Source organism: Acidobacteriota bacterium (assembly GCA_026393755.1).
Taxonomy (GTDB): domain Bacteria; phylum Acidobacteriota; class Vicinamibacteria; order Vicinamibacterales; family JAKQTR01; genus JBAXOX01.
The window spans coordinates 30,826-51,617 of sequence record JAPKZO010000040.1; the positions used below are offsets into that span (position 1 = coordinate 30,826).

15 protein-coding genes are annotated in these 20,792 nt (G+C 66.4%); 2 read left to right on the plus strand and 13 right to left on the minus strand.

Going from position 1 to position 20,792, the window contains the following annotated elements:
* Positions 1–2: 2 nt before the first annotated feature.
* The 3 genes from NTV05_17320 to NTV05_17330 form a co-directional block, all read right to left on the minus strand.
* Positions 3–3,203 carry a M14 family zinc carboxypeptidase gene (locus tag NTV05_17320; GenBank protein ID MCX6546156.1) on the minus strand — a complete coding sequence of 1,067 codons (3,201 nt, stop codon included), beginning with the start codon at positions 3,201–3,203 and terminating at the stop codon, positions 3–5.
* 57 nt (positions 3,204–3,260) lie between these two features.
* Positions 3,261–5,378, minus strand: coding sequence for a helix-hairpin-helix domain-containing protein (locus NTV05_17325; GenBank protein ID MCX6546157.1), 2,118 nt, complete (start codon positions 5,376–5,378; stop codon positions 3,261–3,263).
* Between the two features lie 104 nt (positions 5,379–5,482).
* Positions 5,483–7,324, minus strand: a complete 1,842-nt coding sequence (locus NTV05_17330) for a bifunctional homocysteine S-methyltransferase/methylenetetrahydrofolate reductase (GenBank protein ID MCX6546158.1) — start codon at positions 7,322–7,324, stop codon at positions 5,483–5,485.
* A gap of 149 nt (positions 7,325–7,473) precedes the next feature.
* Between NTV05_17330 and NTV05_17335 the strand changes: the two genes are divergently transcribed.
* Positions 7,474–9,207 (plus strand): hypothetical protein, encoded by a 1,734-nt coding sequence (locus tag NTV05_17335; protein MCX6546159.1) that lies wholly within the window; start codon positions 7,474–7,476, stop codon positions 9,205–9,207.
* An 85-nt stretch (positions 9,208–9,292) separates the two neighbouring features.
* Here NTV05_17335 and NTV05_17340 read toward each other — a convergent pair whose 3' ends face one another.
* Positions 9,293–10,249, minus strand: a complete 957-nt coding sequence (locus NTV05_17340; protein MCX6546160.1) for a hypothetical protein — start codon at positions 10,247–10,249, stop codon at positions 9,293–9,295.
* Positions 10,227–10,898, minus strand: coding sequence for a YceI family protein (locus NTV05_17345; GenBank protein MCX6546161.1), 672 nt, complete (start codon positions 10,896–10,898; stop codon positions 10,227–10,229). Before NTV05_17345 ends, NTV05_17340 begins: the two co-directional genes overlap by 23 nt.
* Positions 10,899–11,175: 277 nt before the next feature.
* On the opposite strand from NTV05_17345, the gene NTV05_17350 reads away from it, so the two are divergent.
* Complete coding sequence (locus NTV05_17350; GenBank protein MCX6546162.1) at positions 11,176–11,631, plus strand: hypothetical protein; 456 nt, start codon at positions 11,176–11,178, stop codon at positions 11,629–11,631.
* A gap of 120 nt (positions 11,632–11,751) precedes the next feature.
* Here the strand turns inward: NTV05_17350 and NTV05_17355 are convergent, their stop codons facing one another.
* The 8 genes from NTV05_17355 to NTV05_17390 form a co-directional block, all read right to left on the minus strand.
* The gene (locus tag NTV05_17355) at positions 11,752–13,140 is read right to left on the minus strand and encodes a sigma-54 dependent transcriptional regulator (protein ID MCX6546163.1); all 1,389 of its coding nucleotides are present in this window, start codon (positions 13,138–13,140) and stop codon (positions 11,752–11,754) included.
* Positions 13,141–13,156: 16 nt separating this feature from the next.
* Complete coding sequence (locus tag NTV05_17360; protein MCX6546164.1) at positions 13,157–14,974, minus strand: ATP-binding protein; 1,818 nt, start codon at positions 14,972–14,974, stop codon at positions 13,157–13,159.
* 16 nt (positions 14,975–14,990) lie between these two features.
* Positions 14,991–15,671, minus strand: a complete 681-nt coding sequence (locus NTV05_17365) for a carboxypeptidase regulatory-like domain-containing protein (protein ID MCX6546165.1) — start codon at positions 15,669–15,671, stop codon at positions 14,991–14,993.
* 17 nt (positions 15,672–15,688) lie between these two features.
* Positions 15,689–16,921, minus strand: coding sequence for a hypothetical protein (locus tag NTV05_17370; protein ID MCX6546166.1), 1,233 nt, complete (start codon positions 16,919–16,921; stop codon positions 15,689–15,691).
* A gap of 149 nt (positions 16,922–17,070) precedes the next feature.
* Entirely contained in the window at positions 17,071–17,952 is an 882-nt protein-coding gene (locus NTV05_17375) for a homocysteine S-methyltransferase family protein (GenBank protein ID MCX6546167.1), read from the minus strand.
* A gap of 6 nt (positions 17,953–17,958) precedes the next feature.
* Positions 17,959–18,591 (minus strand): corrinoid protein, encoded by a 633-nt coding sequence (locus NTV05_17380; protein MCX6546168.1) that lies wholly within the window; start codon positions 18,589–18,591, stop codon positions 17,959–17,961.
* Between the two features lie 16 nt (positions 18,592–18,607).
* Positions 18,608–19,300 carry a hypothetical protein gene (locus tag NTV05_17385; protein MCX6546169.1) on the minus strand — a complete coding sequence of 231 codons (693 nt, stop codon included), beginning with the start codon at positions 19,298–19,300 and terminating at the stop codon, positions 18,608–18,610.
* Positions 19,297–20,745: a trimethylamine methyltransferase family protein gene (locus tag NTV05_17390; GenBank protein ID MCX6546170.1), complete on the minus strand. Its 1,449-nt coding sequence runs from the start codon at positions 20,743–20,745 to the stop codon at positions 19,297–19,299. Before NTV05_17390 ends, NTV05_17385 begins: the two co-directional genes overlap by 4 nt.
* Positions 20,746–20,792 lie beyond the last annotated feature (47 nt).

Here is a 20,792-nt window from a genome sequence, read left to right on the forward strand (position 1 = left end):
CCCTACTTCGGGTCGAGCTTCCTTCCCGCGTCGAGGCTGTCGAAACTCAGGATGGTGTTGAACACCAGGAAGTAGCTGCCGATCGTCTCGCCGCGATAGATCGGGTTATTGGCGAAGAGCACGACGTGGCCCTTCCCCACCGGCACGTCGACCACGACCGGCCGCTGAGCGATGTCGCTGCCTCCGTCAAGCAGGCCTGACACCAGCAGTGACGACTGCGCGTCGAAGCGCACCGCCACGCGGGGCCGGAACGCCGGTGGAATCAGGTTCGCCGGGTTCCGCTTCATCTGTTCCTCCGTCGGCAGCGAGTACTGCCACGGCTGCGTGACCGGCGGCGTCGGCAGCGGCTTGAGATTGGTCGCTTCGTACGCCGGGCGCCCCTGCACCTGGTCCGGATCATCTGGCGTGCCGCGGCCGGTCGGCCTCGAACCGCCGCCACCGCCCCCGCGACCTCCCGCCGCTTGCCCCGCCGTAGCTGCCGAAGGCAGCGAAGGCGGGCCTCCGCGCCCGCCGCCTCCGCCCGCCGTCGCGCTGACGCCGAAACTCTCGCCGTCGCTGTACATCGCCAGATTGTCGGGCACGCCGTAGACGATCGGGCTCGCCTCATCCACGAGCTTCGTCCGCAGCAGCGATCCGACGACGCGCGTCGATGAGCCGGCGCGGTTCAGGCTGACGCCGTACGCGAAGTTGTTGGTCAGGGCGAACTCGGCACTGCTGTTCGAGCCGATGTACACGCCGCCCTTGTTGATGAACTCGCGCAGATGCATCAGGCCCTCGAGGCCCATGCCAATCCGCGTGTCGTCGGTCTGCGCAAACGTGCCGATGTTGGGCATCTCCGGCGACTGCTTCCATGGAATCGGATTCTTCCAGAGCGGTGTGCCCTCGACCGCTCCCTGCCCGCCGCCGGGTCCGAAGATGATGACATCGTACTTGTCGCGGAGATTGGCCGTCTTCGCGACCGTCTCCGGATCGATATAGTCGTAGGGCACCTTGTAGATGTCGAACGCCTGGCGCCACCAGCCTTCTGTCTGGGTGTTGCTCCACTGGTGCAGGATGGCGATGCGAGCCGGGCGCGCCGGGTGCGTCTTGACCGTCGGGGCCGCCGCGAGCGCCACCGCCGTCAGACCCAGCTCGGTCGCGGCCTTCTCGAGCTCCGGCCGCCCGACGCCGCGGATGATGAACGTCCCGCGCCTGAACTTGGTGCCTTCAGCCTCGAACGGGTCCTCGGCGAGTTGGATGTCCGCAGCCTTCAGCATGTAGCGCAGGGTGACCAGGGTGTTGTCGGCGTTGTGATTGATCGCGAAGATCGTTCCCTGGCCGACCGTGATGCCGCCCGGCGCCTTGACGTCACCCTTTACCAGTTCCATCGGTGCTTCGAGCACCTTGGTGTCGGTGATGCGCACGGCCTGCACGCCGAACGCTTCCGGGAACGTCCAGCCCGTGTCGTCGTACGGCCGGGTCTGCGGATCGTTGGGCGCCCAGTACTGATAATCGAGCAGGGCGTCGGCGATCCGCGAGTAGGGCTGATCCATCCGGATGATGTAGCTGTCGGCCGGGAACTCCTTGGTCTGAGGAGCTGGGGGTTTGGCCGGCTGCGCGGGTGTCGGGGTCTCGCCCGCTTCTCCTGCCGTCGCGGCGCCTGCAGCGCCCGCCCCACGACCGCCCCGCCCGCCACGGCCACCAGCGGCTGGCGCGGCTTTGGCGGGCAGCGTCACGGTGAAGGCCGCCGTCGCGCGCGAGATCTCGACCGCCTGCTTCTGCAACACCCGCAGCATCTCGGCTTGCGCCCCGAGGCGCGGGTCGCTGGCCGGCAGAACGTACGCCGCGGGCCCCTCGACAGTCGGCTTGAGAATCGAGCGCTTGCTCTTGTCGTAGAAGTTCCGCAGGAAGTACGCGCGGTTGTTGGCGAAGTAATTGAGCGACACGATGATGCCGGTCTGCTCGTAGTTGTTGTTGTTGCGCAGCGACCACCGGACGCGCGCCAGCGGCGGATTCTGCCGCCACCACGTGCGCGCGGTCGCGCTGCCGGTGAGCGTCCGCTCTTCGGTGTCCGCGTTCCCGCCGTTGCCGAACGTTTCGTACAGCCGGCTGATGCCGTTGTGCAGCGCCGCCATGAACATCAGATAGCCCGGCGACCACGTGTCGAACGTGCCGTAGGCGAAGACGCCCGGCATACCCATCCGGGTCATCTCGTTGACGTTGTTCCAGCCGATCATCTGCCATTCGTTGGTCAGAATCGGATCGAGCCACGCATTGAACGGGCCGTTGCCGACGGTGTTGTCGTACAGGAACGACCCGGATTCGTGCAGGTCGTGCAGCACCTGCGCCTTCCAGCCCAGATACGTGTTGAGCACGTTCTGCGACAGCTTGAGCGTCAGCCCCATGGCGTCGCGGTTGTTGTCGTGGGCGACGTAATGGCCCGAATAGATCACGCTCGGCGGCGTGTCGTCCGGGTGCTTCTTCTTCCACTCGTAGACATCGACGGCCCGATCGCGGCCATCCGGCTCGACCACGGGCGTGATGACGGTGATCACGTGCTCGCGGATGTTCCGGATGTACGGGCTGTCGTCAACGGCCAGGCGGTACGCCAGTTCCATCAGGGCCGTCGGCGCCCCGGCTTCGGTCGCGTGGATGGCGCCGGTGATGTAGTAGACGGGCGTGGCGCGGTTCGCGATCTCGTCGGCCACGGCATCGTTCATCTTGATCGTGCGCGGGTCGGCGAGCTTGGCGAGATCGGCCGCGTTCTTGTCGAGTTTCGCCATCAGCGGCTCGGACGCGATCGCCACGGCAATCATCTCCCGGCCCTCCTCGGTCGTGCCGATGGAGAACACCTTGACGCGCGGCGTCGATTTCGCCAGGAGGCGCATGTAGTCGTGCACCTCCTTCGTGTACGGCAGCTTGCCCGGCGAGCCGGCAATGTCGCCCAGGATCGCCTTCGGCGTCGGCACGGTCTTCGACGCGGGCATGTAATCGATGACCGGCGACAGGAAGAACGTCTCGGTCGTGTATTCCTTGATCTTCTTCGTGTACTCCTCGTCTATCGCCTGCTCCGGCGCCCGGCCCGGCCTCGCCGTGGAGAGCGCCGCGTCAGTCAGCGGCTTGGGAGACTGACCGGCCCCGGCCCCGCCGGCCGCGAGCCACGCGGGCAGGGACAACAGCAACACGGCGAGGAGAAGACGCGTCACAGACCTGTGGTTGGGCATCGGGATTCTCATGAAGCGGAATTGTAGTCGAGATTCGGGAAATGGGGTCGGAGAGGCTCAGTACATCGCGCCAATGATCAGGGAGGCCACGATTGTGCCTGCCGCCAGGCGTGTGGCCCCTGCGAACCGATCGGACAGATGCCGATCCAGGATCTTCAGTGCGACAGCCATCACGGCTCCCCACGCCGCGCCGGCCATCAGCATGTTGCGCGGCGTCGGATGCAGGCCGGCGGCGTACATTCCCGCGCTGATGAGACAGGGGATGCTGGCCGCCGCAATGCCCCGGCCCAGCGCGCGCACGGCCCGGCGCCACCACCGACGCCTGCGCGCGGGGATCTGCGACTCGGACGCGCGGCCGGACCACCAGGCCCACGATCCCCACAACAGCGCGACGCCCAGGCCCGCAAGAACCAGCGCCCGCCCGAATTGCCAGACGGCGGCGGCATAGTAGGAGCCCTTCAACACGAACACGAGGTAGTCCTTCATGAGCGCCGAATCCGAGTGGCGCACGTCCGTCTTCTTCATCCGCGCCACCATGCCGGCGCGCATCCCTCGGAACTGCTCCATCAGGTCGGCCGTCATGCCAGGAACCTGCGCAAAGTCGTCCACGGTCGCAAACCACCCGCGCCCGTCCCGTGTGCGAACAATCGCCGAGGCCAGAGCGGGCGACACGCCGGGAACCGAGAGCAGGTCGGTGACGTCGGCGGCATTCAGGTCGAAGGTGAGCGAAGTCGGCACCGCGAAATACCGGAAGAGCCCCATCCCGAATTCGACACCGGGCACGACCATCCACAACGAGGGGCCCATGTTGCCGTCAATCCGTGCGTGACCGGCGATCAACCGCTGGCGCAGTCCTGCGAGATAACCCGGCTCGGCATGGCGCCTGACGGCGTCCTTATCGACCGTGACACCGCGAGTCACGTCAAGGAAGACGTCGTAGACGGCGGCCGCCTCGTCTGGAAAGCGCGCCGCATAGCCGCGGACCAGCTCAATCGCCGGCCATTCACCCCACGCAAACTGCCGATGGAACACGTCGAACAACTTGAGGTAGACGTTTTCGGCCGGCGCAATCGCGCCGCGCATCTCAACGTCCGCGCCAAGCGCGGCCTGACCAGGCAGAAGGAACGGTTCATAGAACGCCCGTTCGCGATACGTGTTCCGCAGCCGCTCGTCGCTTGCGAGGCGGTAGAACAGCGTCGCGATCACACCTTCGCTGGCCATCATCTCCGGCCCGTTCTTCAGCTCGCCGTCGGGCGACGGCGGCATCACGTCGCGGAACATGCGCGCTTCACGCGCGGGCCGGCTGCCGTCGAGAAGCGCTCCGGGCAGGGTGAGCCGGTGCGCGAAGACATTGCGGCGAACCGGTTCGTCGCGTAGCCGCTGCTCCGCCGGGCCGTGCCATCGGAGGAACCGGAGATTCGCCGGGCAGATCCAGCAGCCGTCGACCTGCTCCCGCGCGAACCGGCCGTACCACAACTGCTCGAATGCGGACGCGGATTCGCCTCGATGGGACTGCCATGCTGCCCCGGAATAATGGTCCAGCGACATCGGCTGAAAGTGCTCGCCCCATCCTTCCGTAAACGCGTACCACGCGTCTGTCTTGACAGTGATGAAATGAATGGCGCTCGACGCGCGCTGCGACGGTGGTCCCGCCAGCGCCGTCATCACGAGGTGCCCGAGCTCGTGGGCATAGATGGCCTCGAGGCCTTCAACATTGCCGGGCTGCAGGTCGCGCTCGCCGACCACCATGTCGACAAACGGCACGTCCGCCTTGCGCGAAAGCGATCCGCCGGGCTGCTCGAGCCAGAAGCTCTCGGACGGGAACCCGCCCTGCCGATCGGAGAGAAACAGAAACGCGGGTTCGGTCAGCACGGCGCGCTGCGATGGCGGCAAGGCCGGATCCCGAGACAAGTACGTCCTGGCGCGCTGGCTCAACCGCAGGACCAGCTGGCCGTATCCGGCCGGCGCAGCCATGATGCCTGCGGCGCGGGCGGCGATGGGATCGCGCTCGGGGCTTGCCGGCACGAGCACATCAGCGCCGCTCTTGTCCGGAGCCGGCTTCGCACTGCGACGAAGCAGCACGATGGGTACGGTTGCGGCAGGTTGCGCCTGCACGAGAGCGGACGGCAGAAGCGTGATCGTGATGAAGGCGAGCAGCCAACGCGCGGTTGTCATGCTGTGTCTCTGGTTGTGCACTCAGAGACCTAGACGGAGGAACCCTCGGGCGAGTTCCAGTCGAGCAAGGCGCAGTCATTGCCCCCGGGATTCCGATTTCCGGCTCAGCAGTGGTCGGGCGCCAGAATTTCCATCACACCGTCGATGCGGCCGAGCGGAGCGGCCACCTGAACACCGGCCATCTCTCCGCGTACCTGTCGGTACGTCTCGTGGGCAATCGCGACGCCTTCGGCGAACGCCTCTTCCTTGGTCGTCGTCTTCCGCATCCGCTCGAGAATGTCCGGCGGCACACTGGCGCCGGGCACTTCGTTGTTCATGAACTCGGCGTTGCGGTACGACACGAGCGGCCAGATCCCGCAGAGCAACGGAATCTTGATCTGCTCGACCCGTTTCGCGAAGCGCTCGAGGATGCGCAGATCGAACACGGGCTGCGTCACCATGTACTCGGCACCCGCTTCGATCTTCCAGTCGAGCCGGCGCAATTCGTTGTCGAGATTGATCGCGCCCGGATTGACGCCGACCCCGACGCTGAATCCGCTCGGCTCGCCGATGGGATTGCTGGCCAGATCGAGCCCGTGGTTCAGGCGATTGATCAGGTTGACCAGGCCGATGGCATCGACATCGAAGACGGCCGTGGCGTCGGGATAATTGCCGAGCTTGGGCGGGTCGCCGGTGACGGCGAGGATGTTCCGCACGCCGAGCGCCCACGCGCCCAGCAGATCCGATTGCATGCCGATCACGTTCCGGTCGCGACACGCAAAATGCAGGACGGTCTCGATTCCGACATCCCGCTTGATCAGCACCGCCAGCGCAAGCGCCGACATCCGCGCGGAGGCGCGCGGGCCGTCCGGGATGTTGATCGCGTCCACGCCGAAGTGGTGCAACTCCCTGGCCTTCGCGACTTCGCGCTGCGGCGAAACCCCGCGCGGCGACACCAGTTCCACCAGCGTCACGAACTCTCCGCGCAGCAGCCGGTTCGCCAGGCGCGACTTGTCGGCCTTCTCGTACACCTTGACGGCCTCGGGGGCCTGCACGGAAAGGTCGCGGACACCGACGTCCATCCGGTGCGCGGGCTGCAGTGCCTGCACGGCCCGCCGGATCGCGCGGATGTGATCCGGGTTGGTGCCGCAGCAGCCGCCGACAATGGTCGCCCCGGTCTGGATGAAGCGCTTCGCGTACTCCCCGATGTACTCCGGCGACGTCATGTAGATGTAGCGCCCGCCCACGTTCTGCGGCACGCCCGCGTTTGGCTGCACGGCCAGCGGCAGCGTCGTCAAGGTCTTCAGATGCTCGAGCGCCTCCAGCATCGCGCGCGGGCCGATCGAGCAGTTCAAGCCGACCGCATCCAGTTCGTAGCCGGCCACGCCCTGAATGAAGCTCTCGAGCGTCGCTCCGCTGATCAGCACCCCTTCGTCGTTGACCGTGACCTGGGCGAGGATCGGGATCGACGGGTCCAGGTCCTTGACGGCGCGGATGGCCTGTTCCAGTTCCTTCACGAGTCCGAACGTCTCGAGCACGATCAGATCGACGCCGCCGTCGAGCAGGCCCCGAATCTGCACCTTGAAGGCGTCCCGCACCTCGTCGTACGACAGCGCGCTCAGCGGCTCGATCTGCACGCCGAGCGGCCCGACCGACCCGGCCACCAGCGCCGCGCCCTTCGCGGCGGTCACGGCCAGTTCGGCGCCGCGCTTGTTGAGTTCGTACACCTTCGGTTCCAGCCCGTGCGGCGCGAGCTTGAACTGGTTGGCGCCAAACGTGTTGGTCTCGATGACGTCGGCGCCCGCATTCACGTAGTCCCGGTGCACCTGGAGGACGATGTCCGGGTTGGTGAGGTTGAGCTCGTCGAAGCAGGTGTTGATGAAGATCCCTTTCTCGTAGAGATAGGTCCCCACCCCTCCGTCGAACACGATGATCTCGTCCCGGAGCCGATCTCTGAAGCTCTTCATATGCCTCGCATTGTCGTCCAGCGATGAGGCCTGTGTCTACTGGGAGCGCCCCTTCGCACAGCGGCGCAACTGCCGCTTTGACACAGCCCGGAAGAGATGGATACTTGCGAATCGCCGGCGTCATCAATCCGTCCCGCAAAGGAACATCCATGTATCCACCCGCGCGTATCCGCTTCGGTGTTGCCATTGGAATCGCAAGCGTCAGCATCATGCTGGCTGGCATGCCGGCCCAACAACCCGCCGGGCCAGGGGCTGGGACAGCCGTCGAACAGACGTCGCCCGGGGCAAGGCCACCCGCGACACTCGTCGCCAGCTTCGACGGTCTCGGCGTGGGATTTGACGGGCCGCAGGGATCATCCGCAGTGCGCAACCCGTCGGACAACAGCCTGGCCGTCGGTCCCGATCACATTGTCCAGACCGTCAATTCGCGGATGGCCATCTTCACGAAGAAGGGCAAGCGGTTCGATACGACAGGGCGCGCGCTGTACGGGTCGGTGGCCACCAACAACGTGTTCAAGGGTTTTGGCGGGACCTGCGAGTCGACCAACAACGGGGATGCCGTCGTCCGCTATGACCAGCTCGCCGACCGCTGGCTGATCGTGATGCCCATCTTCAGGCGCGCGGCGGCGAGGCCCGATCAGCCTGGCGAGTGGAAGGCCAGTGACACTGCATACCTTAGTCCGCCGGGACGGCCGAATCAGCCAGGGCCGGCGGTCGCGCTGGTGGCTCCCCCGCCGCCACCTCCGCCGCCGCCCGTGCAGCCGGGACAGGAAGCGCCACGAGGCCAGGCTGGCCCGCCCCCGCGAGGCGCGGCTGGCGGACGCGGGGCCGAAGCGCCGACAGGCCCGTACGCGATGTGTTATGCCATCAGCGTCGGGCCGGATCCGTTTGGTCCGTACTATCGATACGAGTTCCTGAGGCCGCTCTTTCCGGACTACCCGCGTCCCGCGGTCTGGCCCGATGGCTACTACGTCCCGACGAGCACGGGCGACGACCCGATTTCGGAGACGATTACCACCCAGAAGCACGCCTGCGTCGTCGATCGCGCAAAGATGCTGAAGGGCGAACCCGCAACCGAGCAATGCCTGGTTATCAACAATGTCGGCTTCCTGAACAACGCGGATCTCGATGGAAGGAACCTGCCACCCGCCGGCGCTCCCAACATCATGATGGCCACCGGCGGCACGCAACTGGCGAAGATCTTTGACGCCAACACGATCGGCGTATGGCAGTTCCACGTCGACTGGAAGAACCCGGCGAACACCACGGTGACATCGGCCGGGAACGTGGCGGTCGCACCCTACCACTATCTGTGCGACGGGCAGCTCACCAACTGCGTACCCCAACCGGGCATCGAGCGGCGCCTCGACGCGCAGGGCGACAAGATCATGTCGCGGCTGGCCTATCGCAGGATTGGCACGCGCGAGTCGATCGTCGCCGTGCACTCGGTCAACACGGCAGCCGGGGGCGGTGGCGTGCGCTGGTACGAATTCAGGGTCGGCAGAAACCGCACCGTGAGCCTCTATCAGCAAGGGACCTACGCGCCCGATGGCTTCTATCGCTGGATGGCGAGCCCGGCCATCGACCGGCTGGGGAACATCGGTATCGGATACTCATTTGGCGGGACGCCGAACTTCGCGGGCCAGCGGTTCGCGGCGCGGCTGGCCAGCGATCCGCCCGGGCAACTGACGCTGCGCGAAGTGGTGCTCGCCGAGGGCGAGGCCGCGCAAAACGCGCTCCGTTGGGAGGACTACACCCAGACCGCCATCGATCCGTCCGACGACTGCACGATCTGGTACGTCGGCGACTATCTCAAGAAGGACGCAACCGCCTATTCGTCCCGGATTGGCGCGTTCCGGCTGCCGGGGTGCGCCGGCCGGTGATCAATCGAGAAAATGGGGTCTGACCCCATTTTCTCGTCTCACCGTCGACACGACATAATGCGAAATGGGGCCTGGCCCCATTTCCCTATCGCAACCGATACGTCACCAGCGTGCGGAGGTTGAAGAAGCCGTCGTTCTGCACGGGCGCAGCGAAGCCGCGCCTGACAGAAAGCGGCGAGTAGAAGGCATCCAGCCCCAGCGTCAACCGGTTGGTCAGCCGGTAGCTGACGCCTCCGCTGGCGGAGACCGCCGTCCCGTGAGACAGATAGTGGGTGTGGTCGATCATCCCGAACGTCAAGGCATCCACCTGGAACCCCACGTTCATGTACGAGAGTCCAACACCCAGGTGCGGCGAGAGCCTGTTCGAGGCGTCTGGCCAGAATGCAACAGTGGCCTCGCCCCCCGCATACCGAAGTGCTGCCGCGTCGGACGAGGCTGCCTGACAGCCTTCGGGGTTGCCAGCGGAACCCGGCGCGAGCGCCGCCGTCCTGACCGGGCAGGTATACGCGCCACGCACCGTGCCGATCTGCCCGTAGACACGAAGACCGACGGCCACCGCCGAGGTCCCGAAGACCGGTCGTTCGACGGCAAGCGCCAACAGCTTCGTGGTGAGCCCGAACATCGGGATCGGCGGCACGGCCGCAATCACGATCGCCAGGCTGCCCGGCAGACCGATGGTGACGCGGGGTCTCGGGAAAAATGGCGCCTTGTTGAGATCCTGCGTCTGGGTGCCGTTGTACCCCACCGTCCGTTGGGCGTCGGAAAGCGGAGGCAGCCAACCCGCCTCGAGCCCGACGAGCACCGATCCGGGCTTGAGGGCGCGCGGCGTCTCGATCCCGCCTGGCAGCGTGGCCGACGTGAAGTACTTGAGGGCCCACGATTCCGGTCTGTCGAACGACAGATGGTCCACCGTGTTCATCACCATCTGGGCGCCGGCTGGCGCCGGGGCGACGAAGCCGAGTGCGGTGCACAGGGTCAGGCACACGAGTGGAGCAACGAGTCCTGGTCGAAGACGGATGCTACTGCGTGGTTCGCGGTTCATCTGAGGGCCTCGTTCTAAGGACGAATTGAATGTCGAGCTCGTCTTTGACGCGAATGGTGCCGCCCGCTGCGGTGACCGGCACCATCCCGAAATCGGTCTGCTTCAGCACGAATGATCCCCGCGCGGTGATGCGGCCGCCCGGGTCCAGCGTGATGCTCGCCCGGATGGTCATGGGCCGCGCGACTCCGTGCAGCGTCATGTCGCCTTCGATCGAGACGTCCGCGGCGCCGGCTGTTCGCGCCGTGACGGAGACACGCCGGGATGAGAAGACAATGGTCGGAAACCGCGCAACATCCAGCACCGCCTCGCCCTGCATGACCTTCTGAACGTCGGCGATGTCGGCGGGCGGCTCGCCTCTTCCGGTTACGCGCAGAGCGGCCGCGGCGAACTCGAGCTTGACGCTGGCATGCGGCAAGTCGGCCGGATCGAGAACGACCCGACCGCGAACGCCGGTGGCTGCCACCTCGTGCGCGTGGCCGGCAAAGCCGAACAGGCCGGCTTTCCCGACCTGGATCAGCACCTGGCTGTTGGCCGCATCAATCGCCAGCACGATCGAGCCAACGGGGGCCTGCCCAGCGGCCAACTGGCCCGCACCCAGCGTGATCAGCCAGGCTCCGATTGAAACGTTCCGTAACGAACCACGCATCATGGCTTGCCTCACCTCTACCCGGACTCGTTGACACCCGTCTCATCCCGTTGCAAGAGGTATGCCCCACTGATTGAACGCGATTGGCGCGAGGCGTCGTCAATCGCGCCGGATCCGGCGCTTACCGGCCACGTAGGCGCTTACGTCGTTGGTAAGAGTTCGACACGGAGAATCGAGGAAAACGCCCAATCGCAGGGGGCGGGATTGCGGCACCACACTTGCTCAAGCGTGTGTTGTCCGACAGGACGGCGGGCCACAACGGCTCCCGAAAGGAACGAAGATGAGCTCCCGAATTTCCTCCCGAATCTCAGTAGCAACGGGCAGCGTGCTCGTGGTCGCGTCGGCCCTGGTTCTTCTCGCCGCGTCGACCCTGGTTGGCTGCAACGGCAGCGGCGGCAGCTACAGCCCCATGGCACCGACCGGAACGTCGCCCTACACGCCACCGTCGGATCCAGGCTCCGGTGTGGCGGATGTGACGATTTCAATCGTCGGGATGAACGGCGCCCTCTCGTACTCGCCAAATCCGGCCACGGTGAAGATTGGCCAAACGGTGGCTTGGCGCAACGTCGATAGTGTGCCCCATACGGCGACGGCCGACGGGGGAGCGTTCGACACAGGGACCATCGGGGTCGGCGCGAAGAGCAACCCGATCCTGATGGCGACGGCGGGAAGCTTCCCGTATCACTGCGCCATCCACGGATTCTCGATGACCGGGACGTTGGTGGTCACCCCGTAGGTTCACGCCAACCGGCACAATCCTATCTACGGTTCCGTTGGGGCAACCGCCCGGGGGTTGCCCCTTCCGCTTTCCTACCCGGCATAACGATCTTCTGAATGGGCGCGATGAATCGCGCCCCTACGAGGGAGGAACGGACGCCGGGTCGGCGAGGCGGTACTTGGCGAGGTAGTAGCTCAGCGCGCGCTGGCTGATGCCCATCAGTTCGGCGGCGTCCTTCTTGACGCCGAGGGACGCGTCCAGCGCCAGGCGGATGGTCTCACGTTCGACCCATTCGATGTTCTGGCGGAGCTGGAGCGATGGCACCCCCGAGGTTGCCGCCGGCGCCGATCGCAGGCCCGAGATCGCATCCGGGCGAATCACCGGGTCGGTGGACAACACGACCGCGCGCTCGATCGTGTTTTCGAGCTCGCGCACATTGCCTGGCCAGTCGTAGCGCTCGAGCAGCGTCACGGTGGCCGGATCCAGCCCGTCGATGTGCCGGCCCGTCCGCTGCGCGTGTTTCCTGGCGAAATGTTCGGCCAGCACCGGAATGTCTTCGCGGCGTTCGCGCAGCGACGGGATCCGGATCGGGATCACGTTCAGGCGATAGTACACATCCTCCTGGAACGTGCCGGCCGCCACCATCGCGGCGAGGTCGCGATTGCTGGCGGCGATCACGCGCACGTCGACCTTCTGCGCCTGCTCGGATCCGAGGGGCTCGAATTCGCGCTCCTGCAGGACGCGCAGCAGCTTGGCCTGAACCGGCCGGCCGAGCGTGGCAATCTCGTCGAGCAGGATGGACCCGCCGTCGGCGAGGGCGAACTTCCCCTTTCGATTCGACGTGGCGCCGGTGAACGCGCCGCGGACGTGGCCGAACAACTCCGACTCGATCAGCGTCTCTGGTATCGCCGCACAGTTCACTTTGATGAGCGGCATATGACGTTGCGCGCTGCGATCGTGGATGGCGCGCGCCACCAGTTCCTTGCCGGTGCCGGTCTCGCCCGTGATCAGCACGGTGCTCCTGGTCTCTGCCACCCGCTCCAGCGTCCGGATCACCTCCTGCAGGGCCTTGCTCCGGCCAACGATGCCGTAATGATTGAAATCCTCGTCGCGCTCGCTGATCAGGTAGCGGTGCTGATTGCTCAAGTGCTGCAGCTCGATCGCGTGCCGCACGACGACGAGCAGTTCGTCGATGTCGAACGGCTTCTGCAGATAGTCGAGCGCCCCGAGCTTCATGGCCTCGATGGCGCTGCCGACGGTGGCATGGGCGGTCATCAGCACGATCTGGGGACGGTCGGCCGCGGCGACGGTCTGCGACAATTCCCGGACCAGCTCGACACCCGTCAGATCGGGCATGATGTTGTCGACCACGAGCACGTCGAACGCGCGTTCGGCCAGCAGCCGCTGCGCGGCGCGGCCGCTCGAGGCCTCGACCACCTCGTGGCCATCCTCGCGCAGGGCTCGTCCGAGCGCCTTCAGAATCCGTTGCTCGTCGTCTGCGATCAGCACCATTCCGTTTGTCGGCATGTGATGTCCTTCCGCGTCATCCGGCGGCGGCCGCTCGTGGCCCGCCAGGCGGACTTGGGGGCAGTGCGATGCGGACTTCGGTGCCGCGCGAGATCACACTCGACACGGCGATCGTGCCGCCGAGGCCGTCGACAATGCTGCGGGCGATCGCCAGCCCAAGCCCGGTGCCCGCCCGCCGGGTCGTAAAGTACGGTTCGAACACGTGCGCCAGCATCTTCGGTTCGATGCCGACGCCCTCGTCGCTCACCGTCACGATCACGCCGCCGCCTTCGGCAGACTGGCTGCGGCACGTGATACCCGGTTCGGTGGCCACCGTCGCCGAGTCGGCCCGCGCCGCCTTGACGGCTTGAGCCGCATTCGACAGCACGTTGACAAGCACGGTGCGCAGGCGGTCGGCGTCGGTGATCACCGGCACCACGTCGGCAGAGAGCGCCAGCGTGATGCCGATGCCCGACTCTGCCGTCTCGACCGCGCGCACCGACTCCCGGCAGATCTCATTCGGGTCGGCCGTCTGCCACGTGAACGTGATGGGCTTGGCGTAGTCGAGCACCTCGCTCACAACGCGGTTCAGCCGCGCGATTTCGCCGTCGATGTCCTGGAGCGCCTCGCCAATCGATTCGGGACTCGCGCCGGGCTGACGCAACGATCTGACGGCGGTCTTGATGATCATCAGCGGGTTGCGAATCTCGTGGGCCACCACGCTCGACAGTCGTCCGAGCGACGACAACCGCTCGCGCTGCGACGCTTCCCGCTCGAATCGCGCGATCGACTCGGTCAGCGTATTGAACGTCGACGCCAGCAGGCGCGCATCTTCATCTTCCCATGCCCCCGGCCGAGAGGGGATCCGTCTGGTGAGATCGCCTGTCGCGGCGACCTCTCGCATCACGGTGGTAATCGCCGCCAGCGGCCTCGTCACCGTTCGCGCGACGGCATAACTCAGGATCGTGGCCAGCAGCACCGCGACGATCACCATGATTCCAATGCCGGTCTGGATGGGCCCGAGAAATCGCAATTGCTCAGTCCGCGATCGCAGCACCACGACAAACGGTCCGCGATCCGCGGTGGCGGCCGATCCGGATCCGATCGAGGCGGGCATGCCCGTGGCCACCGGCTGCGACAGCACCACGTATTCATCGACGCCCAACGCCGTCCGCGAGATGCCGACCTGCCGCCGCGCCGTTTCAATCGACGTCCAGACCGCCGACGGCAGCGTCGCCGCCCGGATGCGCCCGTCCAGGCCAAAGGCGATGTCACTGCCGGTCAGATCCTTGAAATCCTCGGCGCGGGCCCTATCCATCAGGAACCCGAGGCTGAACGTGCCTGCCAGTTCGACCGGATCGCGCCCAACAGTGATCGGCACGGAAAGCACCTGGAGAATCCCCGCGGGATGGGACCAGAACGACACGCCGCTGATCCCGGTCAGTGCCGTGCGCACCGACGGCAGCGCGGTGACCGCCGCCGCGTCCAGGGCGACTGGCCCGGCGTTGGCCAGCACGCGGCCCGCGCGATCGGTGACCACCACCAGGCTCGATCGCGTCAGCATCTGCTGATACTCAACCGCCAGCGGCTGCACAGTCGGGGGATCGCCGGTGGCGGTTGCGGCTTTCAGCTTCGGCAGATCGGCGGTCAGGCGCGCCAGCAGCGTGAAACTCTCGGACAGCCCCTCGCTCTGCCTGCCGACGACAGCGCCGGCCTCGACGAGCCCGCGATGCAATCCGGCCTCGGCCTCAGCCGTCACGCGCCCGCTGACAAACCACGCGGTGACTCCGATGGCGACAACCACCAGCAGCGCGGCCGCGAGGAAGATCCGATTGGTGAGTGACGCCAGCAGCATGGGTATCGGTCGCCGGTTACCGGATCACGAAATCGGCCACGACGTCGCCGCCCCGTTCGGGCACGACGACGGGGCGGGTCTCACGCACGTCACCCTCGTACCACACCGCCAGCGTGTAGGAACCCGGAGGCACGCGAGTGATGCTATAGCGTCCGGCCCCGTCGGTGACAGCGAAGAACCGATGGGCGAAGACGAGGATGAATGCGCGCATATGCGAGTGGATGTCGCAGAACACCTGCACGACGCCGGGCCGATCGAAACGGACGGCCTTCGACAGGCCCCGGGCATACCGGCCCAGGTCGAACGACTTGGTCTTCGACAGCGAGAACACGTTGTGGAACGTGAGGTCGGCGTTCGGAAAGTCGACGGTGGTCCCGACGGTGATCGCGAGCACGTGCGGAACAAACGTCTGGTCCAGCTGCTTCATCGTCGCCCGCACCGACTCGTCGGGTTCGAACGCGCCCCGAGGCGCGGTGTCGAGATAGAGGACCGCCGGCCTCAGTTCGGCAGGCCTGGCCGAGGCGGCGCCAAGCGAGGCCGCGTTGGGACGCTCTTCGATCGTCACGTGGCTCCGCCGCAGATCGACCCGGCCGCCAATCACACCATCCGCCGATGACACGCGCGCACCGCCCCACACGATCAGTACGGCGGCACCAGCCGCGATGACGGCGAACGCACGAACACGACGGGATGTCACCTGGCGCCACACGACGGTCATAACCAGAACGACAGTTGAACGCCGACCAGGGTGTCGCGGCGGATCTGCCCGCCGTCCCGCCAATGGCTCAACACGGACGACTTCAGCAGCAGCCCCCGGCGAATCGTGTATCCCAAGCCCAGTTCGACGCGCGAGACGTCCGCATCCCACGTCATGTCACCAGTCGACGTGCGGATCGACGAGAACCAGATGCGATCGGCGCGAGCCGCGACAAAGAGGCCTGGGCGCACGCGAACCCGCCCCTCCACGTAGCCTCCATGGGCGGCAAGCGGTTTCGTGATTGCCGGCGAGTCAATCGCCGGCACGGACCACTGGTTCACGACGAACTCACCGCGAACGAGCCACCGATCCCACGAGGTCTCGACATCGACGCCGACGGCCTGCTGGCGGCTGCTGGTGTCGCGAATGTCGGACCGCGTTGCGAGCACATCGCGGCCGAGCAGCGCGCCACGTGCGGCCGAGAGACCGACGCTCAGGGCGGGCAGGGGCCGCCAGGCGAGACGGCCTGCGAGCTGCCGACCGGCGTTGTCGTCTCTCACGACCGGATTCGAGAGCGTCCCAGCCGTGACGGCCACGGCCCCTTCGAGCGTCTGCGTACCGAATCGCGCCTGAATGCCGGTGTCCCAGCGCGACGCGGAGACAATCGGGAGCCCGCTATCCGCGTAGGCGTTTCCGACGGGATAGTGGACGGCCCATCCCCGGCCACGCATCCGGGCCAAGTCGTCGGCCGATGCAGGCACGGCATCGGCACGCATCGTCGTCAGATACTGGTAGACGAGCGGGACACCGATCAGCGGATTGTCCTGCGGATAATTGCGGCGCCCGTACGCGCCAAACACCGGAGGAATGCGGCCTGCCTGGATCGTCACCGCGCCGCTGTCGAGTGGATTGAGCCGGACGTACCACGCGTAGGGCCGTATCCCAAGACCGGTCTCGGCGCGCAGTTCCGCTAACAGGATCAGGCGGCGCGAGACCCGCGCTTCGACAGTCAGCCCGGCGTGCATCCGGCGCAGCGTGTCGGTTTCGTAATCGGCGTAGGTGAACCAGCCGGGATCGGCGCTGCCATAGGTGACCGATGCGTCACCGGCGACCAGCAGACGCCCGTCGAACAACGTCACTGGTTGCGTCGGCCAGGATTGAGCGAACGCGTCACCGGCGTGGACGCCGAGTGACGAGACGGCGACCAGCGCAGCCACTGCGAGCGGCCGAAGATAGCGCAACCGGAGCATGCGGGGTGCCTGATCCATTCTATGTGAGAACGCGGGCGCGAGATAACCACTCCGGAGTGATTACCTGGAAGCGTTTGCCTGCCTGGGCTGGCGATAATCACTCCGGGATTGATTAACTCGGGCTGGCGATAATCACTCCGGGAGAGTGATTATCTGTTGATGACCGCGCGGAGGGCGCGGATGTGGGCGGGGGTGGTGCCGCAGCATCCGCCGATGATCTGCACGCCCGCGGCCAGCAGTTCAGATGCCCTCGACGCCACTTCGTCCGGCGTCTCGGGGTACACGGTGGCGCCGTGGCTGATGACGGGCAGGCCCGCGTTGGCCTGGATCGCGATGGGCACGCCGGCGTGTTGTTTGAACGCGCGCGCAATCTCGACCATCGTTTCGATGCCGAAGCCGCAGTTTGATCCCACGATGTCCGCGCCGGCGGCCTGCAGTCCATTGGCGGCGGCGGGAATCGAGACGCCCATCACCGTGAAGAACCCGCGGCGCGTCTTCTCGAAAGTCATGGTGGCGAGGATCGGGACGCGTGGCGCCGCCGCGCGGATGGCCGCGACGGCCATCGTGGCTTCGTCGAGATCGGTCATCGTCTCGACGCAGAACAGGTCGACGCCCGCGCCGGCCAGCGCCGCCGCCTGTCGCTCGAACGCCGCCGCCATCTGCGCCGGGTCGGTGTTGCCGAACGGCAGCCGCAGCCGACCGGTCGGCCCCATCGAGGCCGAGACGTAGGCGCGGTCTCCCACCGCCCGGCGAACGGCCGCGACGGCCTGGACATTAATCTCCTCAGCGCGGTCCGCGAGAGCGAATGACTCCAGCTTGAGCGGCGATCCGCCGAACGTGTTGGTGGTGATGATCTCGGCGCCCGCCTCGAGATACAGGGCGGCAATCGCTTCAATCACGTCGGGGCGGTCGAGATTGAACAGTTCCGGCGGTTCGCCGGCCCTCAGTCCGCGCTCCATCAGCAACGTGCCCCAGGCCCCGTCGCCGAGGATCACCTCACCCCGCGCCAGCCGTTCGCGAATGTCATCCATGCCGCGCTACCCCACCAGCGCGCGAGCGCGATCGACGGCGCTGGCGGCGTCGAACGCGTACGCGTCGGCGCCAATCTCCCGCGCGAAGTCGGCCGACACGGGCGCCCCGCCCACCATGATCTTCACAGACGATCGCAGGCCGCGCGACGTGACGAGATCGACGACGTCCTTCATCACGGGCATGGTGGTGGTCAGCAGCGCGGACATGCCGATGATGGACGCACCGTTGGCGACGGCGGCATCCACGAATGCCGGCGCGTGGACGTCGGCGCCGAGGTCAACCACCTCGAAGCCGGCTCCCTTCAGCATGATGCCGACCAGGTTCTTGCCGATGTCGTGCAGATCGCCGTGCACCGATCCGATGACCACGGTCCCTCTGGTCGGAATGTTCGCCTTGAGCAGCAGCGGCTTTACCAGATCCATGCCGGCGTACATGGCCTTGGCGGCCAGCAGCACGTCGGGCAGGAAGATATCCCTCACGCGGAACTTCTCGCCGACCACGTTCATGCCGCCAATCAGTCCGCGGTCCAGGATACGGGCGGGCGGCACGCCCGCATCAATGGCCTCGCGGGTCAGGTCGCGCACGCGCTCGTCGTTGCCCAGTTCGAGATGTTCAGCAATCTGCGCCAGAATGTCCATCTGATCTCTCCACTCATCATCGCACCGATCGCATGCGCGGCAGGCATTGCCGCGTGGTGCAGTTCGCACAAAACGAGAACTCGGGGCGGAACCGGTGAATCGGCGCGGCGCCCGCCACCAGCACGCCCGATACCGACTTGAGCGGCTGCATCAGGCAGCTCTCGTTGAGGCTGATCCCAATCTCGCCCGGCCCCAGCCGCTCAAACAGCTTGCGCTGTGCGCTGATGTGCCAGCCGCAGTAGCCGGGGCTGTATCCCAGCACGGCGGTTCCCCCGTCCGACACGCGCTCGCGGTATCTGGCCGCCAGCCGATCGGCCAACAGATCGGAGGAGACCGACGCGACGGCATCGAGCACATAGCCGCGCGCCATGTCGTCGGCGGCAAACAACTCGGTGATCCGCGCGCTCACCCGCGCTCCCAGGGTGGCCACAAACAGCGCCAGCGAATCCGCCCGCGGGTAGATCCGCTCGAGCGGCGTCTCGTGACTGTTGCGGCCTTCGCCCGCATACACCAGGGCGAACGCCTCGGCAGTCACATCATCGACGAGGCCCGTGGGTTCGGCCAGCCGCTCGAACTCCGCGACGGCCGCCTCGATCAGCGCATCGGTGCGCGTCGAGACGGGTGCCGGCGATCCCATCCCCATCCGATCGAGGACGTCGCCGCGCGGCGGCATCGCCTCGCCGATCGAGAATACGACACGCTCTCTCACCGTTCGCGCGCCGGCAAGGCCGTCATGCCAAAGCGCCTGGCCTCGCGCTCCATCACCGCGGTCAGATCGCGCCGCGCCTGCTCCGATACGCGCGACGGCGTGTAGCCGGCCAGCAGACGCGACACCTCCCGCACGGCCCGATCGCGCAGGGTCAGTCCCCCGTCTTCGAGCCAGCGCGCCTGGTTCGCCCGGTCAATCACCGGGCCAGGAAACGCGATCTGCTCGCGCAAGTGCCGGCGCGTGTGCTTCGCAATCAGCAGATGCTTCTCGCGCAGCAGTTCCTGGAACAGCGGCAGCGACGGGAAGTCCTCCCTCGGCTCGATGCCTCTCAGCAGCCGCGCGGTCATGCCGCAGATCTCGTTGTCGACCACGAGCTTCTCGAGGCTCTGGCAGCTCTCGAAATCGAGCATCCCCGGACCCGAGATGTTGTTGATCCCGGACAGCGCGGCCAGCACCGCGCCAATCCCGGTTTCGAGCCCCGCCTGCGCATCGAGTTGCTTGGCGTCACTCAGCGAGATGTAGCCCTGTGTGGGCAGGCCCAGCGACTTTCCAATCTCGCTGTTGGCGCAGTCGATCATCATCGTCTCGATCGCGCCCATCGGCGTGGTCTCGTACCGCACGTCGAAGATGGCCGGCGACCCGCCATAGAGGACCGGATGTCCGGGACTGGTCAGCTGGCTGATCACGATCCCGCTCAACGTCTCGGCGGTCTGCTGGATGAGGCTGCCGACCAGTGTCACCGGCGCCATGAACCCGGAGAGCGGCATCGAAATGAACTCCACCGGGATCGACCACCGGGCGCAGTCGACCAGGTTCTGGCTCGTCACGTCGCTCCACTTGATGGGTGCGGTCGGGCAGCAGGAGAACACGGCCAGCGGCTTGTCCTTGAGCGCCTGCGCGCTGCCCCGAACGGCCAGCAGCAGGTCCTTCATCACCTCGAACGCCTCGATGGTGAAGGCGCCCGTGACCACGGGCTTTTCGCCGTAGAGCAGGCTGAGATAGAGACGGTAGCTGTCTGAGATCCGCTCGTGCACATCGCCGGGAATCAGGGCGGTGCTCTGTGACGCAATGTTCGGCAGGCCGCTGACCACCTTGGCGTACTTCACATAGTCGTCCGTGGTCGGCTTGCGGCTGGTGACGCCGTCCTGGTCGAGAACCTTGATGGCCGCTGATCCGGGCGTGAAATAGACGTTGCTGCCGGCGAAATCGTGCGTCTGATTGCCGACGGCGTCATACAGCTTGAACGAGTGCGCCACGGTGCTGAGCGCACGATCGAGAATGTCAGGCGTGAGGCGCGCGTGCCACGCCTCCAGATTCACATCCGCGCCGTGGCCGGCCAGCATTTCCAGGATAGGCTTGTTGTGGATTTCGACGCCCAGCTTGCAGAGGATGTCGCGCGCCTCGCCAACGATGCGCTGGATCAACGTGTCGTCCAACAATCTCAAACTCGGTCTCATGAGTCTCCTTTTCGCGGGCGCAATGCATTGCGCCC

What these genes read in the sequence shown, in the direction of transcription:
- NTV05_17320 (MCX6546156.1), bottom strand. Translation starts at nt 3,203, where the DNA reads ATGCCCAACCACAGGTCTGTGACGCGTCTTCTCCTCGCCGTGTTGCTG.
- NTV05_17325 (MCX6546157.1), bottom strand. Translation starts at nt 5,378, where the DNA reads ATGACAACCGCGCGTTGGCTGCTCGCCTTCATCACGATCACGCTTCTG.
- NTV05_17330 (MCX6546158.1), bottom strand. Translation starts at nt 7,324, where the DNA reads ATGAAGAGCTTCAGAGATCGGCTCCGGGACGAGATCATCGTGTTCGAC.
- NTV05_17335 (MCX6546159.1), top strand. Translation starts at nt 7,474, where the DNA reads ATGTATCCACCCGCGCGTATCCGCTTCGGTGTTGCCATTGGAATCGCA.
- NTV05_17340 (MCX6546160.1), bottom strand. Translation starts at nt 10,249, where the DNA reads ATGAACCGCGAACCACGCAGTAGCATCCGTCTTCGACCAGGACTCGTT.
- NTV05_17345 (MCX6546161.1), bottom strand. Translation starts at nt 10,898, where the DNA reads ATGATGCGTGGTTCGTTACGGAACGTTTCAATCGGAGCCTGGCTGATC.
- NTV05_17350 (MCX6546162.1), top strand. Translation starts at nt 11,176, where the DNA reads ATGAGCTCCCGAATTTCCTCCCGAATCTCAGTAGCAACGGGCAGCGTG.
- NTV05_17355 (MCX6546163.1), bottom strand. Translation starts at nt 13,140, where the DNA reads ATGCCGACAAACGGAATGGTGCTGATCGCAGACGACGAGCAACGGATT.
- NTV05_17360 (MCX6546164.1), bottom strand. Translation starts at nt 14,974, where the DNA reads ATGCTGCTGGCGTCACTCACCAATCGGATCTTCCTCGCGGCCGCGCTG.
- NTV05_17370 (MCX6546166.1), bottom strand. Translation starts at nt 16,921, where the DNA reads ATGCTCCGGTTGCGCTATCTTCGGCCGCTCGCAGTGGCTGCGCTGGTC.
- NTV05_17375 (MCX6546167.1), bottom strand. Translation starts at nt 17,952, where the DNA reads ATGGATGACATTCGCGAACGGCTGGCGCGGGGTGAGGTGATCCTCGGC.
- NTV05_17380 (MCX6546168.1), bottom strand. Translation starts at nt 18,591, where the DNA reads ATGGACATTCTGGCGCAGATTGCTGAACATCTCGAACTGGGCAACGAC.